Source organism: Achromobacter sp. Marseille-Q4954, assembly GCF_943737025.1.
Taxonomy (GTDB): domain Bacteria; phylum Pseudomonadota; class Gammaproteobacteria; order Burkholderiales; family Burkholderiaceae_B; genus Achromobacter; species Achromobacter bronchisepticus_A.
Genome location: NZ_CALSFQ010000002.1, coordinates 1,024,248 through 1,039,220, shown reverse-complemented (window position 1 = coordinate 1,039,220; position 14,973 = coordinate 1,024,248). Strand labels below are relative to the sequence as shown.

The 14,973-nt window shown below is 65.1% G+C and carries 16 protein-coding genes; 6 read left to right on the top strand and 10 right to left on the bottom strand.

What is annotated here, in order from left to right; all coding sequences use genetic code 11:
* Positions 1–20 precede the first annotated feature (20 nt).
* From NGK62_RS22835 to NGK62_RS22810, 6 genes are all read right to left on the bottom strand, one after another.
* Positions 21–338: an EscU/YscU/HrcU family type III secretion system export apparatus switch protein gene (locus NGK62_RS22835; protein ID WP_118933651.1), complete on the bottom strand. Its 318-nt coding sequence runs from the start codon at positions 336–338 to the stop codon at positions 21–23.
* Positions 338–1,699, bottom strand: coding sequence for a flagellar hook-length control protein FliK (gene fliK, locus NGK62_RS22830; protein ID WP_251880488.1), 1,362 nt, complete (start codon positions 1,697–1,699; stop codon positions 338–340). The genes NGK62_RS22835 and fliK overlap by 1 nt, the downstream gene beginning before the upstream one ends.
* Entirely contained in the window at positions 1,696–2,049 is a 354-nt protein-coding gene (locus NGK62_RS22825) for a flagellar protein FliT (protein ID WP_251880486.1), read from the bottom strand. The genes fliK and NGK62_RS22825 overlap by 4 nt, the downstream gene beginning before the upstream one ends.
* Before the next feature lie 46 nt (positions 2,050–2,095).
* Complete coding sequence (gene fliS, locus NGK62_RS22820; protein ID WP_059380368.1) at positions 2,096–2,524, bottom strand: flagellar export chaperone FliS; 429 nt, start codon at positions 2,522–2,524, stop codon at positions 2,096–2,098.
* A gap of 18 nt (positions 2,525–2,542) precedes the next feature.
* The gene (gene fliD, locus NGK62_RS22815; RefSeq protein WP_251880484.1) at positions 2,543–3,916 is read right to left on the bottom strand and encodes a flagellar filament capping protein FliD; all 1,374 of its coding nucleotides are present in this window, start codon (positions 3,914–3,916) and stop codon (positions 2,543–2,545) included.
* Positions 3,917–4,060: 144 nt separating this feature from the next.
* Positions 4,061–4,438: a flagellar protein FlaG gene (locus tag NGK62_RS22810; RefSeq protein ID WP_251880481.1), complete on the bottom strand. Its 378-nt coding sequence runs from the start codon at positions 4,436–4,438 to the stop codon at positions 4,061–4,063.
* A 142-nt stretch (positions 4,439–4,580) separates the two neighbouring features.
* Between NGK62_RS22810 and NGK62_RS22805 the strand changes: the two genes are divergently transcribed.
* Complete coding sequence (locus tag NGK62_RS22805) at positions 4,581–5,318, top strand: IclR family transcriptional regulator (protein ID WP_118933657.1); 738 nt, start codon at positions 4,581–4,583, stop codon at positions 5,316–5,318.
* Positions 5,319–5,352: 34 nt separating this feature from the next.
* Here NGK62_RS22805 and NGK62_RS22800 read toward each other — a convergent pair whose 3' ends face one another.
* From NGK62_RS22800 to NGK62_RS22790, 3 genes are read right to left on the bottom strand one after another with little or no spacing between them, the layout of a single operon-like run.
* Positions 5,353–6,519: an acyl-CoA dehydrogenase family protein gene (locus NGK62_RS22800; protein ID WP_118933658.1), complete on the bottom strand. Its 1,167-nt coding sequence runs from the start codon at positions 6,517–6,519 to the stop codon at positions 5,353–5,355.
* Positions 6,519–7,748: a CaiB/BaiF CoA transferase family protein gene (locus tag NGK62_RS22795; RefSeq protein ID WP_251880479.1), complete on the bottom strand. Its 1,230-nt coding sequence runs from the start codon at positions 7,746–7,748 to the stop codon at positions 6,519–6,521. The genes NGK62_RS22800 and NGK62_RS22795 overlap by 1 nt, the downstream gene beginning before the upstream one ends.
* Positions 7,745–8,710 carry a Bug family tripartite tricarboxylate transporter substrate binding protein gene (locus NGK62_RS22790; protein WP_502803188.1) on the bottom strand — a complete coding sequence of 322 codons (966 nt, stop codon included), beginning with the start codon at positions 8,708–8,710 and terminating at the stop codon, positions 7,745–7,747. The genes NGK62_RS22795 and NGK62_RS22790 overlap by 4 nt, the downstream gene beginning before the upstream one ends.
* Positions 8,711–8,788: 78 nt before the next feature.
* Between NGK62_RS22790 and NGK62_RS22785 the strand changes: the two genes are divergently transcribed.
* The gene (locus NGK62_RS22785; protein ID WP_011913346.1) at positions 8,789–9,874 is read left to right on the top strand and encodes an IS5-like element ISPst12 family transposase; all 1,086 of its coding nucleotides are present in this window, start codon (positions 8,789–8,791) and stop codon (positions 9,872–9,874) included.
* A 245-nt stretch (positions 9,875–10,119) separates the two neighbouring features.
* Here NGK62_RS22785 and NGK62_RS22780 read toward each other — a convergent pair whose 3' ends face one another.
* Complete coding sequence (locus NGK62_RS22780) at positions 10,120–10,536, bottom strand: cupin domain-containing protein (RefSeq protein WP_118933660.1); 417 nt, start codon at positions 10,534–10,536, stop codon at positions 10,120–10,122.
* Between the two features lie 164 nt (positions 10,537–10,700).
* On the opposite strand from NGK62_RS22780, the gene folC reads away from it, so the two are divergent.
* From folC to purF, 4 genes are all read left to right on the top strand, one after another.
* Positions 10,701–12,011, top strand: coding sequence for a bifunctional tetrahydrofolate synthase/dihydrofolate synthase (gene folC, locus NGK62_RS22775; protein WP_118933661.1), 1,311 nt, complete (start codon positions 10,701–10,703; stop codon positions 12,009–12,011).
* 63 nt (positions 12,012–12,074) lie between these two features.
* A complete protein-coding gene (locus NGK62_RS22770) occupies positions 12,075–12,890 on the top strand; it encodes an SPOR domain-containing protein (RefSeq protein ID WP_118933662.1) in 816 nt (271 codons plus the stop codon).
* Positions 12,890–13,378: a CvpA family protein gene (locus tag NGK62_RS22765; protein ID WP_054456710.1), complete on the top strand. Its 489-nt coding sequence runs from the start codon at positions 12,890–12,892 to the stop codon at positions 13,376–13,378. The genes NGK62_RS22770 and NGK62_RS22765 overlap by 1 nt, the downstream gene beginning before the upstream one ends.
* Before the next feature lie 30 nt (positions 13,379–13,408).
* Positions 13,409–14,929, top strand: a complete 1,521-nt coding sequence (gene purF, locus NGK62_RS22760) for an amidophosphoribosyltransferase (RefSeq protein ID WP_251880477.1) — start codon at positions 13,409–13,411, stop codon at positions 14,927–14,929.
* Positions 14,930–14,973 lie beyond the last annotated feature (44 nt).

Below are 14,973 nucleotides of genomic sequence, written 5' to 3'. Positions count from 1 at the left end.
GTCTTCCTCAGGTAATAGGGTCAGGCGGGTGGGGCGGGTTCGGGGAACTCGCGCGATTCCAGGCGGTAGAGCCAGGCCAGCAATTCTGCCACCGCTACATAGAGTTGGGGAGGAATATGTGCGTCCAGGTCCACCTGCATCAGCAGGCCGACCAGTTCGCGCGACTCGTGGACGTAGAGACCGTTTTCCTGCGCGGCGCGGACGATGGTGTCCGCGAGCTGGCCGTAGCCCTTGGCGACGACGCGCGGAGCGCCGTCCTTTTCTTCGTAGGAAATGGCGACCGCCGCGTTGCGGCCGGCGTTCGGGTCCGATTCCGGATGGGGGGTGAGGCGGCTCATCAGATATCGGCGGGAATGTCGAGGCGCGGTTCGACCACGCTTACCGACAGATTGCTCAAGGTCAGGCCGGCTGCCAGCAGGCGCGAACGCAGCGCGTCCGAGGAGTCATTGATCTCGGCCGCGCTGTGCGGCGCGACGAGTTGCAGGACGATCTGATCGCCGGCCAGGTTCAGTCGGGCATCGACCAGGCCCAGGCGGGGCAGGTCCAGCTTCAGGCGCGTGGCCCAGGTGGAAACTGTCGACTCGGGGTCGCCGCCGTAGGGGTCGCGCTCGACTTCCCATTCCATGGGCGCGCCGGGCCAGGCTTCGCCTTGCCAGGTCAGCGCCTGGTTGGCCAGCACGTCCAGTTGCTGGCGGACGAGTACGGTCAGGTCCTGGTGTATGCCGGTGATGGGCGTGCCGGGGGCCGATGAGGTAGAGGAGGCTGCGCCGCCCGGCGCGGGGTCGGCGCCTGCGCGGCCGCTGGGGGCGTTGCCCGCCCGCGGCCGCGAGGGCGCGGCATCTTGCGCTGGCGGATTCTTGCCGAGCACGGCCTGCGGTTCGTTGCGCAATTGCTCAGGGTTGGCGCGACCGAAGACCATGTCGGTCAGATGGGACTCGTAAAACAGGCCGCTGCCTTGCAGCGCCTGGCGCAGAGCCTGTCCCAGCGCGCGCGCGGAAGGTCCGCCAGCCGCCAGGGCGGCATGCGCTGCGGCGTCGGGTCCTTTGGCTGCGCCGGGATTTACGCCGGGTCCGGCGGGCCGATCCTGTTTGGCGCCGGTCGCCGGCGTGTCGCCGTCAAGGGTTGCCGCGGCCGAGGCGGCGAGCGCGGAGGCTTGCTGGGAGGGAGCCTGTGCCGATGTCTGGCCAGGCATCGGCTGGAGGGTTTGCGTAGCGGTTTGCGCTGTTTGTTGGCCTGCTTGCGGTGCGGGCGTGGGGTTGGCGCTGGCGGCGGATTGGCCCGGCTGCGCATCGGCGGTCCACAAGGGCGCGCGGCCCTGTACCGCTGGCGCGGCCTCCGGAAATTGGGCGAGCAAGGCAAGAATCGTGCGCGCCGTCGTGCCCAGCGTGGTTGGGGCCGAGGCGGTGGTGTCGCTGCTGGTGACCAGGCCACGCGCGGCCAGCGCCAGCGCCGCGGCGATTTTGGGGTCGACGACAGTATTGGGGCGGTCGCCGCGGGCGCCGCCGGGCTGTATGCCTTGCCGCGGATCGCGTGTCGATCCGTCCGAAGCGCCGGGTTTCTCCAGGCTGCCAGGCTGGCTGACTGCGTCGGGGCGGGCGCCGGATACCTGGTTGGCGCTGGCGGCGGACATCGTCGTGCCCAGCACGGCGTCCAGCCGCTGCACCAGGACGTTACCGAGTGCGGCGGGACCTACGCTCATTCTTCAGGCGCCTGGTAGCCGTAGGCGGACAGCAGGGTTTGCTGGCGCTTCATGCGTCCCAGCAGGTCGCCCAGGCGGGCCAGTTGCGGTAGCGCCAGGTCGCGGGTGAGCGCGTCGTTTTCGAGGATGCGCACGAGCAGGTCGTACTTCATGGCACGGCCGGCTTCGTCCAGCGGCACGGAATGTTCGGTCTGGCGCAGGCGTTCCACCAGCTCGCAGTATTGCTGTCCATGGACCATGGCGCCATCCCAGTCGCCGGCTTGCGCGGCCACTAGCATTTCTCCCGTGATGAGAGCGATCTCCTGGTAGTGTTCCAGGATAGGGGAGGTGTACTGGGTCGTGGACGTCATGGAAATCTCGGGCGTTCGATGGCTGGCTGGGGCGTATGCGATGCCGTCAAGGCTGCACGCCCCCGGCAGGGCGATCAATGGATGTTTGCCAGGCCTCGGCCAGATCGGCCAAGAGACGGTCTGCCGTTTCGAGCGCTTCCGCGTCTGCTTTCAAGTTTGCTAATAGCAGCGTGCGGATGATGTAGTCGTATAAGCGGGCCAAGTTCGCCGCGATCTCGCCGCCAGCCTCCATGTTCAGGCCCATCTTCAGGCCTTCGTCGACGATTTTGATCGCCTTCGAGATGGCTGCTCCCCGTTCGGTGATTCTGCCTTCCTGGAGGTGCAAGCGAGCCTGCCCGATTGCCGCCCGCGCGCCCATGTACAGCAGCGAAATCAGCCGTTCAGGGCTGGCCCCAAGGATTTGGGTTTCCAGGCCGATATCGGTGTAGGAACGTACGGAGTGAGATCCGGTCGGGCGTCGGGCGGCGTAAGTCATCAATACATCTTCTATAAATTACTTGGACTTGTTCATGGCCGCGAATTGCTGGGTCAGGTAGTTTGCCGTGACGGTCTGTTGCGAGACGAACTTGTCGAGCGCGACGAATTGGGCACGCATGGCGGCCATGGATGCGGCGCTGGAAGCCTTTGCGCGCACCAGTTGTTCCTTCACGTCCTTGATCGATTCACTCAGGCCGTCTTGGCTGATCTTGATCGACCCATTGGTGCCGAGAATGCTCTTGGTCGCCGCTTCGAACTTGGCGGCGAGGCCGTCGGGCGAAGTCATGATGCGCTTGATGTCGGCCGGGTTGGCCGCCAAAGCCTTGTTCAATTCCGTTTGATCAAGCTTCAGGATGCCGGTCTTGGGGTCCATGGCGATGCCAAGGTCTGCCAGCGAGCGCAGCGAGCCCTCACCGGTTACGACCTGAAGGGCGCTGGACATGGAGGACTGTATGCTGCGTGTCGTACTGTCGCCTGTCAGCGCCTGGTTCGTTTGTGCGGTGACGTCGAAAGCAGTCAGTTTGGCAATCGTGCTTTGTAGCGAGTTGTATGCGTTGACGAAGTCCTGGACCGCCTTGGAAGCGACGCTGGTGTCGCTCTGCAGCTTGAGAGTGATCGGCTTGTCGGCGGGCGTTTTGGCGGTGAGGTTGAGCGTCACGCCATCGATGGCGTTGGAAATAGTATTGCTGCCGCTCTTGACCACGATACCGTTGATCTCGATTTCGGCATTGGCAGCCGGCGTCTGCTGCGTCATCTGCGCGCCAGTGCCAGAGTTGTAGCTCAGGATGTCCTTCAGTTTCTGGTCGCCCGTTACCGTGATCGAGCTCACCGACGCTTGTACGCCCGTGTCCTTGGCGCTGAGCATCAGGTAGCTGCCGCTCTCATTGGTAATGATGGTCGCTCGTACGGCTGCTTTGTCATCGCTGTTGATCGCTTTGGCGATACCGTCCAGCGAGGTGTCGCCCGTCAGATCGATAGTGTGCTTATCGCCGTTGGTCAACTCGATTTCAAACGAACCCGATGCGCCGTTGGAGATCTTTCGATCATCGACCTTGCCAGATTGCAGGGTCTGGGCGGTCGCCAGAGCATTTATCTTTATGGCGTATTCGCCCATCGTGGCGCCGTTTTCACCGATCGTCGCCGTCAATCCATCACCCGTCACATTGGGTTTGACCGCATCCAGCGTGGATGTCTTGCCCAATGCGGCGGCAGCTTTCTGCAAGGCTTCAACCGCACTTTGAATCTGGCCATAGGCGCTTACACGGGCCTCGTAACTGGCCTGGCGAGTCGTGTAGAGGCTGAGCTTCTTGTCCTCGGCCGCCTGCAGATCGGTCAGGATCTTTTCGAGGGGCAAGCCGGTGGTCGAGCCGAGGTTGGTGATAGAGGCCATGTGAAATTCCTTCCTAGCGATGCGATTCTGTCAAAAATACGGTGGCGGCGATTGGCCGGGTAAGGGCATTAGGCGGGCCTATTTCGACGCTTCCATGGCCGGTCCGCACAGTTGCAGCGGACGGAGCATGAAATAAGGGTCGAATCAGGCTGTGGTTTTGATGCCATTTCCTTGCATGTTCACGATCATTTTGGCGATTTTCAGCACTGTTTCACTGGGAATGGTGCGAATGACCTCGCCCGATTCCGCATCGAGCACTGACACCACCACTTGGTGCACGTCGGGGTCGATTTCGAACTGAAGCTGGGTGGACCAGGCTTTCATCTGGTCGTTGATTTCGTTCAGCGCCTTGTCCAGCGGGGGCTTTTGCGAATCGGACTGCTCCGATGTCGCGCTGTCTGAAGCCCCGCTGTTTGTTGCTGCGGCTGCGGGCAGGACGCTCACGGCCGGAGCCGGCGCGATGGGTCCTGCCGCGGCCGCCGCCGGTGCAAACGATGGGGGAGCTATGGGAATTACGGCCATGATCACTCCAACGGCGATGTGGGCGTCTCGGAGGAACGCGCTGTTTTCAGGGAATTCTCAGCTACGATAACGGCAGGCCCGTAGGGAACTTTAGCCACCGGCGGTCCAGATGTTTCACGTGCTAAATAGTTCGGATCGGGTAATGAGTGTCAAGACGGCGCTGCGAGTCATCGAAATCATCGAAACCTATGCCCGCGAAAAGCGCGCGCTGCCGCTATCGGAACTGGCCCGGCTGCTGGATGTGCCGGTGTCTAGCTGCCTGGCCCTGATCCGTACCCTGACGGGGCTGGGCTATCTGTATGAAACCGGCCGACGCCAGGGCTACTACCCGACCGGCAGGTTGCTGGCCATGGCGCAGCGCATCGCCCGCGCCGACCCGGTGCTGGACCGGGTCTATCCCAGCCTCACGGAATTGAGGGACGCTACGCGCGAAACGATTGTTTTCGCCAAGCTGAGCCAGGACGGGCGGGTGGTCTACCTGGATGTGCTGGACTCCCCGCATACGATCAGATACGCGCCGGTTGCGGGTGAATTCAAGGACGTACACGCGAATTCGCTGGGAAAGGCGCTGCTGTCGCTGTTGGACGCGCCGACCCGCGACGCCATGCTCGCGGACATGACCATGACCCGCCACAACGAGCGCACCCTGGTCACGCGCGAGGCGCTGCTGGCGGATCTGGAGCTGTCGCGTCAGCGCGGCTGGTTCATGAACAGCGGTGAATCCATTGCGGACGTGGGTGCGATCGCCTGGCCCGTTACGCTGTCCGGCGAACACTATGCAATTTCGGTGGGCGGGCCGATCTACCGGATCGAGCCGCAGCAGGAGGCCTACGCGCGTATCCTGCGCTCGGCCTGCACCGCGCTGGAGCAGCAGGCCTGACGGGCAGGCCTGGGCGCCTATCGAGCGCCGCTACTCAGTAGGACTTGGGCAGCCCCAGCACTTTTTCCGCAATGAAGCACATGATCAGCTGCGGGCTGACCGGCGCGATGCGAGGAATGAAGCTTTCGCGCAGCAGGCGCTCCACGTGGTATTCCTTGGCGTAGCCCATGCCGCCCAGGGTCATGACCGCGGTCTGGCAGGCGTTGTAGCCGGCCTCGGCCGCTAGGTACTTGGCCGAGTTGGCGTAGGGGCCGCAGGGCTTGCCGGCGTCATACAGGCTGGCGGCCTTGAATACCATCAGGTCGGCGGCTTCGAGCTGCATCCAGGCTTGCGCCAGGGGGTGCTGGACGCCCTGGTTCTGCCCGATGGGGCGTCCGAACACGGTACGCTCGCCGGCGTATTTCACCGCTCGGTCCAATGCGGCGCGACCGATGCCCACCGCTTCGGCCGCGATCAGGATGCGTTCGGGGTTCAAGCCGTGCAGGATGTATTCGAAGCCGCGGCCTTCCTCGCCGATGCGGTCGGCCACGGGGATGCGCAGGCCGTCGATGAACAGCATGTTCGAGTCCACCGCCTTGCGGCCCATCTTCTCGATTTCACGCACTTCTATCTTGCTGCGGTCCAGATCCGTATAGAACAGCGACAAGCCCTGGGTGGGCTTGTCGACGTCTGACAGCGGGGTGGTGCGGGCCAGCAGCAGCATCTTGTGGGCGACCTGGGCGGTCGAGATCCAGATCTTGCGGCCATGCACCACGTACTCGTCGCCCTGGCGCACGGCGCGGGTGCTGAGCTTGGTGGTGTCGAGCCCGGCGTCGGGCTCGGTGACGGCGAAGCAGGCCTTTTCGCGGCCGGCGATCAGGGGGCCGAGCCAGCGCTGGCGCTGCTCGTCGCTGCCGAAGACCACCACCGGGTTCAGGCCGAAGATATTCATATGGACCGCCGAGGCGCCGGTGAAGCCTGCGCCGGAGGCCGCGATGGTCTGCATCATCAACGCCGCTTCGGTCATGCCCAAGCCTGCGCCGCCATATTCCTGCGGCATGGCGATGCCCAGCCAGCCGTCGCGCGCCAGATCGGCATGCAGGGGTTCCGGAAAGCCGCCTTCGCGGTCGCGTTCCAGCCAATATTCGTCCGGATAGCGTTCGCAGATGCGGGACACGGCGTCCCGCAGCGCCAACTGGTCGGGGGTGAATTCAAAGTCCATCAGTCGTTTCCATTCAGGGTGATGCCGCGGGCCGCCATGGCGTCGATCCGGGCGGGGTCATAGCCGGCTTCGGCCAGCACCTCGCGGCTGTGCTGGCCCAGCCTGGGAGCGGGGCGGCGTATCGAGGTGGGGGTGCATTCGTATCTGCCCAGCGGCGCGGTCGTGCGTATCGGGCCCTCGCTGGGGTGGTCCATGGTCCGGATGAAGCCGGTCGCGGCCAGATGCTCGTCCTGCAGCAGGTCGTCCACGGAATAGAGCGGCGAGGCGGGAATGTCCGCCTGCGCCAGGCCTTCCAGCCAGTCCTGGCTGCTCCGGGTGGCGATGACGTCGGCGACGAAGGCGTAGACCTCGCCGATATGGGCGGCGCGTGCGCCGTGAGTGCTGAAGCGCGGGTCCCGCGACAATTCGGGCCGGTTGATCAGGTCGAAGAAGTTGCGCCAGTGCTTGTCGTTATAGATCAGCAGGCTGATGTAGCCATCGGCCGTGGCGTAGGGGCGGCGATGCGGCGCCAGCAGGCGTGCGTAACCAGTGGGGCCGAGCGGGGGATCGAAGGTGGCGCCGCCGAGATGGTCTCCCAGCACGAGGTGGGCCATGCCCTCGAACATGGGGATTTCCACCTGCTGGCCTTGCCCCGTGCCGCGCGCATGCAGCACCGCTGACACCAGCGCGATGCCGACGTGCAACCCGACCGCGCGGTCGGCCAGGGTCAGCGGCGCGTAGCGCGGCACGTCTCCACTGTGCTGGGCAGAGAGGGCGGCGATGCCGGTCTGGCCCTGGATCAGGTCGTCGTAGGCGGGACGCCCGGCGTACGGGCCGGCCTCGCCATAGCCGTAGGCGCCCAGGTAGACGATGCGCGGATTGCGCGCCGCGACCGTCTCGTAGGACAGGCCCAGCCTGGCCATCGCCTGCGGGCGGATGTTGTAGAGCAGGGCGTCGCAGCTTTCGGCCAGCTTCAGGCAGGCCTCCAGTCCCTCCGGCGTCTTCAGGTCCAGCACGACCGATCGCTTGTTGCGGTTCAGGTGCAGATAGATATGGCCCATGCCGGGGTTGCGCATGGGGCCGACGGCCCGCATGTTGTCGCCCGCCGGCGGCTCGACCTTGATGACGTCGGCGCCCAGGTCGGCGAGAACCTGGGTGGCATAGGGGCCCATCACGACGGTGCTCAGGTCCAGGATGCGCACGCCCGCCAGCGGGCCGCCGGGGGTTTCGGATTGCGGCCGCTCGTTCATTGCTGTTCGATTCCCGCGTCGCGGATCAGCTTGCCCCACAGGTCCAGCTGGGCGCCGACGAACTGGGAAAAGGCCTCGGGCGTGCTGGAGAAGGCGTCGAATCCCAGGCCGGCCAAGCGCTTTTTCACATCAGGCTTGGCGACCACCTGGTTGATCGCGGCATTCAGCTTGGCCACGATCTCCGGGGGCATGCCCGCCGGGCCGAAGTAGCCGTTCCAGGAGTTCAGGTCGAAATCCTGCACGCCGGATTCGGCCATGGACGGCAGGTCCGGGACGATGGCGCTGCGTTCGGCGGTCGATACCGCCAGGGCGCGCAACTGGCCCGATTGCACGAAGGGCAGGCCGGAAGCCAGGTCGGTGAACATGAAATCGACCTGCCCGCCGACCACGTCGGTCAACCCTTGCGGCGTGCCTTTATAAGGTACGTGCAGGATGTCGATCTTGGCGCGGTTCGCCAGCGTGGCGCCGGCGACGATGCCCGTGCTGTTGCCGCTGGCGTAGGTGATGCGGCCGGGACGCTGGCGCGCGTCGGCGACCAGTTCGCCCACGGTTTTCCAGGGGCGTTTCGGGTTCACTACCAGGATGAAGGGCAGGTTGCCGCCGCGCGCGATGGGGGTGAAATCCTTGACCGGATCGTAGGGCACGTTCTTCATCAGCCAGGGCGCGGCCGAATGCGAGGTATTGGTGGTGACGAAAAGCGTGTAGCCGTCGGGCTTGGCGCGCGCCACGTAGTTGGCGGCGATGGTGGCGTTGGCCCCGGGCTTGTTCTCCACCACGACCTGCTGGCCGAGGATGTTGCCCAATTCGGCGCCGAAGATGCGGCCCACGGCGTCGGTGCCGGACCCGGCGGGAAAGGGGACGATCAGGGTAATGGGTTTGGCTGGGTAGTCGGTGGCGTGGGCGGCGGGGCCGGCGAACAGCGCCGCGCCGCCGATGAGGGCGGCGCCCAGCAGGCTTAGCAGGCCGTTGAAAAAAGCCAGAGCCCGCGTGGCTCTGGCAAAATGGCGGCCATCCTCTTCTGCCGAAGCCAGCCCAAGCCGATGCGTGGACTCGACCTCAAACAAAACGAGCTGTTCAGTTATACGACGCTGGAGCAGCGCATCCCGAACGATCACCCGCTGCGTCCCCTGCGAGGCCTGGTCGATACCGTTCTGGCTTCGATGGATCGGGACTTCGACGGGCTGTACTCCACCCTGGGACGGGCCTCGATTGCGCCGGAGCGGCTGCTGCGCGCCTCGTTGCTGCAGGTGATTTACACCATTCGCTCCGAGCGGCAGTTGGTCGAGCAGATTGATTTCAACCTGCTGTTTCGCTGGTTCGTCGGCTTGTCGATGGACGAGCGCATGTGGGATCACTCGACCTTCAGCCAGAACCGTGACCGCTTGTTCAACCAGGATGTAGCGCGGCTGTTCTTCCAGCGCATCAAGTCGCTGGCCGCATGGTCCGAGTACGCCAGCAACGAGCATTTCAGCGTCGATGGCACGCTGATCGACGCCTGGGCCTCGCACAAGTCCTTTATCAAGAAGGATGGCGGCGACCCACCGGAGGATGGCACGCGCAACCCCGATGCCGACTTCAAGGGCGAGAAGCGCAGCAACGCGACCCACCAATCGACCAGCGATCCCGAGGCCCGGCTGGCGCGCAAGAGCAATGGCGATGCCAGTCGTCTGGCGCACATGGCCCACACGATGATGGAGCACCGCAACGGTCTGATCGTGGATGTGGAATGCACCGAGTTCAATGGACGTGCCGAGGTAGAGGCGGCGCTGGAGATGCTGGAGCGCACGGCCAAGCCGGGCAGCACGGTAGGTGCAGACAAGAATTACGACCAGAAGCGTTTCGTGCAGAGGGCGCGCGAGCTGAAAGTGACACCGCATGTGGCGCAGAAGCGCAAGGGCAGCGCCATCGATGGGCGCACCACGCGGCATCCGGGGTATGCCGCCAGCCAGAAGATCCGCAAGCGGATCGAAGAAGGTTTTGGCTGGCTGAAGACGGTTGGCGGCCTGCGCAAGACCAAGCTGATCGGTCGCGCCAAGCTGAGTGCTCAGTTATTGCTGGGTTTCTCGGTCTACAACCTGATCCGACTGGGTAGCCTGTCGGGTTGGTGGCGAGGATCGCATGTATAGGGCGAGTTACGCCCAAAAAACGCCGAAAGGCGTGAACGTGGTGCTGAAACCTGTCAAAAAGGCCTGAAGTCAGGCCTTGTGTGGACTCCGTTAGGCCAAAGCGCTTGAAAAAGCGCCAAACCGGACGGGTTGGGGCAGTTGAAGCCGAGTTTTTCAACGGCCTGTTAGTGGTCTCATGGGTTTGTCTCCTGTGTGCTTCGGGTCCAGGCGCGGTTTCTGCGTCCGCTGCCCGGGGCTGCGCCGCGTCAAGCGGCTGGGGATGGCGCCGGAAAGCCGCGTATCACGCGGTCTGGGGATTCTTCATAAGGGGGCGTGTAGATCACCAACAGGCGGGCGGGCTCGTCGCTGGTGACGGTGAAGACGTGCGGAATGTCCGGAGGGAAGTAGCAGCAGTCGCCGGGTCCCATGTCGGCCCATTCGTCCTGCACCTGGGCGCGCGCCGTGCCGGACAGCAGATAGCAGACCTGCTCGATGCCGGGGTGGGCGTGCGGCAGGGCGCCCTTGCCCTTGTCGATCACGCCCAGCAGCACTTCCACGCCCCGGGAGCCGACGGTGTCCGGGCCGATCAGGCGCCGGTTCAGGGTGCCGGTGTGATTGGCGGGGTGGTAGCCGGGCACGTCGGCCTCGCGCACCAGCCAGGCGGGGGTCTTGCCTTGCGTCATGGTTGATCCGTTTAAGTTTTCATACGTGAAATTATTTTTATGTATGAGAAAAATAGTGGCAAGCAGTTTTTCGCTGCGGATACCTTGCCGCTCCCTGGGGGATTAGGGAAAACACCGGGCGCGGACTGCTAAAATCGAAGGCTGACCTCACTACCGGCTTTGTCATGTCTTCTGCCCGCACGCCCGACGTTTCCGCCACCCTGTCCGATTGGCTGCAGTACCTGGAATCGATCCACGCCACCGCCATCGACATGGGTCTGGACCGGGTGCGCGAAGTGGCGGGGCGCCTGGGGCTGGAGCTTTCTGGCGTGAAGTTCGTGGTCGGCGGCACCAACGGCAAGGGTTCCACCTGTGCCATGCTGGAGGCAATCCTGCTTGCGGCCGGCTACAAGGTCGGGCTGTATACATCCCCGCACCTGATCAATTTCAACGAACGCGCCCGCATCAACGGCCAGATCGCCACGGACGAGGCCCTGATCGCCCAGTTCCAGGCGGTCGAAGCCGCGCGCGGCGACGTGTCGCTGACCTATTTCGAGTTCACCACGCTGGCGATCCTGCGGCTGTTCTCGCAGTCGAAGCTGGACGCCGTGGTGCTGGAGGTCGGCTTGGGCGGACGGCTGGATGCGGTCAATATCGTCGATGCCGATTGCTCCATCGTCACCAGCGTGGACCTGGACCACACCGACTGGCTGGGCGACACACGCGAGAAGATCGGCTTCGAGAAAGCGCACATCTACCGCAGCGGCCGGCCGGCCATCTGCAGCGATCCGATGCCGCCGCAATCGTTGCTGGACCACGTCCAGGAAATCGGCGCGGACCTGTGGCTGTTCGGGCGCGACTTCAACTATTCCGGCGACCGCCAGCAATGGGCCTACGGCGGCCGCGAGCAGCGGCGCAATTCACTGGCCTATCCGGCGCTGCGCGGCGCCAACCAATTGCTGAACGCCTCGGCCGCGCTGGCCGCGCTGGAATCGGTGCGCGACCGCCTGCCGGTGCCGCAGCAGGCCGTGCGCCTGGGCTTGCTGCAGGCGTCCCTGCCTGGCCGTTTCCAGATCCTGCCGGGCCAGCCCGCGGTGATCCTGGACGTGGCGCACAATCCGCATGCCGCGGCGGTGCTGGCGCAGAACCTGGACAACATGGGCTTCCATCCCTACACCCACGCGGTGTTCGGCATGCTCAACGACAAGGATCTGGCCGGCGTCATCGCCAAGCTCGGCACGCGCATCGACAACTGGTACTGCGCCGGCCTGCCGGGTCCGCGCGGCACCTCTGGAGACGCGCTGGCGGAGCAGGTCGCCGCCGCGCTGCCGCCTGCGCCGGCGGATGGCGAAAAACCAGGCATCTCCGCTTATCCGGATCCCGCCCAGGCCTTTGCGGCAGCGCGCGAACGGGCAGGGGAGAATGATAGAATCGTGGTGTTCGGCTCGTTTCTCACCGTAGCCTCGGTTTTGCAGGCTCTGGGTCGCAAGGCATAGGCAGCAGCGGGTCAGTCGCGTCCAGGCGGCCCGCCGCCATATCGCCGCAAGGAATTCTCCTCCATGGGTTTTTTCAAACGCAAAGATCCTGCCGACCAGGCGCAGTCCTCCAAACGGGCGGCTGTGCCCAGCGAGGTGCAGGCTGCGGAGCTGCGCGGCCGCGCGCGGCGCAGGCTGGCAGGCGCTGTCGCGCTGGTGCTGGCAGCCGTCATCATCCTGCCCATGGTGCTCGATTCGCAGCCCACGCCTGTGGACGACAACATTCCCATCAGGGTGCCGGACCGCAATACGCCGTTCCAGCCGCAAGTGACCGAACCGCAAGTCGCCGCGCCGCAGACGCCCGCGCCGGGCAGCGCCACGCCGACGGATCCTTCGGCCATTCCCACGCCGCCTCCGGTCACCTCCGTGCAGCCGCCGGCAACGACGACGCCTCCGGCCGCTCAGCCCGCGACGCCGCCCGCGACCGCTGCCGTCACGCCGCCCAAGCCCGAGCCCAAGCCGGCCACGCCGCCCAAGCCCGAACCCAAGCCCGCGACGCCGGCCAAGCCCGATAACCGTTCGGATGACGGCGCGCGCGCACTGGCCTTGCTGGAAGGGCGTCCGGCGCCCGCGGCTTCGGCGCCCGCGCCCAAGCCGGCCGCCAAGGGCAATTTCGTGTTGCAGATCGCCGCCTACACCACATCCGAGGACGCCCAGTCGCGGCGCAGCAAGCTGCACCAGGCTGGCGTCACCAACGCATTCGTGGAACAAGCCACCATCAATGGCAAACAGCAGTACCGTCTGCGGGTGGGGCCGTTCCCCTCGCGCGAGGCGGCGCAGGCGGCCCAGGCGCGGTTGCGCACCCTGGGCTATGACAATGGTTTCATCGCCGCCCAATAGTGACCGGCTTCGACTTCGTCGTGCTGGCCATCCTGGTGGTTTCGGGTGTGCTGGGCCTGGTGCGCGGCCTGCTCAAAGAGGTGCTGTCGCTGGTCGCCTATCTGCTGGCCTTCGTGGCCGCGATATGGTGGGGGCCCACGGTCTATGCCTGGCTGGAGCCCTATATTGAAACGACGCTGCTGCGCATGGGAGTTTCGTACGCTGCGGTGTTCATCATCGTGCTGCTCGGCGTGGGCTTGGTCAACATGACGCTTGCCGCCCTGATCCGCAGCACCGGACTGAGTCCCGCCGACCACGGCCTGGGCGGGATGTTCGGGCTGGCCCGTGGCCTGTTGATCGTGCTGGCGCTGGTCGCCGCCGCAGGCTACACGCCGCTGCCGCAGGAGCCGTGGTGGAAGGACGCCATGTTTTCGCATTCGGCCATCGAGGCCATCAAACATATCAAGACGTGGCTGCCGCCGTCCCTGGCGACGTGGCTGCCGTATTGATTAGCTTTAAATCAACCAGGAACTCTCACCATGTGTGGAATCGTAGGGGTCATCGGGCGCGGGCCGGTCAACCAGCTGCTCTATGACAGCTTGCTGCTGTTGCAGCATCGCGGGCAGGACGCCGCGGGCATCGCGACATCGCAAGGCAACCAATTCAATATGTACAAGGCGCACGGCCTGGTGCGCGACGTCTTCCGTACGCGCAACATGCGCGCGCTGCCGGGTACGTCGGGCGTCGGCCAGGTCCGCTATCCCACCGCGGGCTCCAGCGCCAGCGAGGAAGAGGCCCAGCCGTTCTACGTCAACGCGCCGTTCGGCATCATGTTGTCCCACAACGGCAACCTGACCAACTGGCGCGAGCTGCGCGAATCGCTCTACCGCGTCGACCGCCGCCACATCAACACCAACTCCGATTCCGAAGTCCTGCTGAACGTGCTGGCGCACGAGCTGCAATCGTCGGCCAACGGCGTGTCGCTGGATGACGACGCGATCTTCCGCGCCGTCTCGGCCCTGCACAAGCGCGTGCGCGGCGCCTATGCCGTGGTGGCGCAGATCTCCGGTTACGGCTTGCTGGCCTTCCGCGATCCCAACGGCATCCGTCCGCTGTGCATCGGCCGTCAGGAAACCGAAGAGGGCGTGGAGTGGATGGTCGCGTCGGAATCCGTGGCGCTGGAAGGCAGCGGCTTTGCCTTCGTGCGGGACGTCGAGCCCGGCGAAGCCGTGTTCATCGACCTGGACGGCCGCTTCGTCAGCCGCCAGTGCGCCGACAATCCGCAACTCGTGCCCTGCATTTTCGAATACGTGTATTTCGCGCGTCCGGATTCGCTGATCGACGGCGTGTCGGTGTATGACGCCCGCCTGCGCATGGGCGAGTACCTGGCCGACAAGGTGGCGCGCAACATGCGCCTGGGCGATATCGACGTGGTCATGCCGATTCCGGATTCCTCGCGTCCCGCCGCCATGCAGCTGGCCGCGCGGCTGAACCTGGACTATCGCGAAGGCCTGATCAAGAACCGCTACGTGGGCCGCACCTTCATCATGCCGGGCCAGGCCGTGCGCCGTAAGTCCGTGCGCCAGAAGCTCAATGCCATCGGCATGGAGTTCAAGGGCAAGAACGTGTTGCTGGTGGACGACTCCATCGTGCGCGGCACGACCAGCCGCGAGATCGTGGACATGGCCCGCGCCGCCGGCGCCAACAAGGTCTACTTCGCCTCGGCGGCGCCCCCGGTGCGCTTCCCGAACGTCTACGGCATCGACATGCCCACGCAGAGCGAACTCATCGCCACCGGCCGCAACGACGAGGAAATCGCCCGCGCGATCGGCGCCGACTCGCTGGTCTACCAGGACCTGCACGACATGCAGCAGGCGGTCCGGGATATCAATCCCAAGCTGTCGCGCTTCGAGGCGTCCTGCTTCGACGGCCAGTATGTTACGGGCGACATCACCCCCGAGTACTTGGCTCGCCTGGGCCAGTCCCGTGGCGAACCGGGCGAGGAAGGCGGGGCCAGCGGCCTGCAGTTCAACATGGGCTACGCCGCCAGCGACGCCTGACGGTATTGCAGCGGTCGGATGCAATAAAAATGCCGTCCCGAGGG

Bases quoted from the DNA above. Each gene is read 5' to 3' on its own strand.
- NGK62_RS22835 (WP_118933651.1), bottom strand. From the start codon at position 338: ATGAGCCGCCTCACCCCCCATCCGGAATCGGACCCGAACGCCGGCCGC.
- fliK (WP_251880488.1), bottom strand. From the start codon at position 1,699: ATGAGCGTAGGTCCCGCCGCACTCGGTAACGTCCTGGTGCAGCGGCTG.
- NGK62_RS22825 (WP_251880486.1), bottom strand. From the start codon at position 2,049: ATGACGTCCACGACCCAGTACACCTCCCCTATCCTGGAACACTACCAG.
- fliS (WP_059380368.1), bottom strand. From the start codon at position 2,524: ATGACTTACGCCGCCCGACGCCCGACCGGATCTCACTCCGTACGTTCC.
- fliD (WP_251880484.1), bottom strand. From the start codon at position 3,916: ATGGCCTCTATCACCAACCTCGGCTCGACCACCGGCTTGCCCCTCGAA.
- NGK62_RS22810 (WP_251880481.1), bottom strand. From the start codon at position 4,438: ATGGCCGTAATTCCCATAGCTCCCCCATCGTTTGCACCGGCGGCGGCC.
- NGK62_RS22805 (WP_118933657.1), top strand. From the start codon at position 4,581: ATGAGTGTCAAGACGGCGCTGCGAGTCATCGAAATCATCGAAACCTAT.
- NGK62_RS22800 (WP_118933658.1), bottom strand. From the start codon at position 6,519: ATGGACTTTGAATTCACCCCCGACCAGTTGGCGCTGCGGGACGCCGTG.
- NGK62_RS22795 (WP_251880479.1), bottom strand. From the start codon at position 7,748: ATGAACGAGCGGCCGCAATCCGAAACCCCCGGCGGCCCGCTGGCGGGC.
- NGK62_RS22785 (WP_011913346.1), top strand. From the start codon at position 8,789: ATGCGTGGACTCGACCTCAAACAAAACGAGCTGTTCAGTTATACGACG.
- NGK62_RS22780 (WP_118933660.1), bottom strand. From the start codon at position 10,536: ATGACGCAAGGCAAGACCCCCGCCTGGCTGGTGCGCGAGGCCGACGTG.
- folC (WP_118933661.1), top strand. From the start codon at position 10,701: ATGTCTTCTGCCCGCACGCCCGACGTTTCCGCCACCCTGTCCGATTGG.
- NGK62_RS22770 (WP_118933662.1), top strand. From the start codon at position 12,075: ATGGGTTTTTTCAAACGCAAAGATCCTGCCGACCAGGCGCAGTCCTCC.
- purF (WP_251880477.1), top strand. From the start codon at position 13,409: ATGTGTGGAATCGTAGGGGTCATCGGGCGCGGGCCGGTCAACCAGCTG.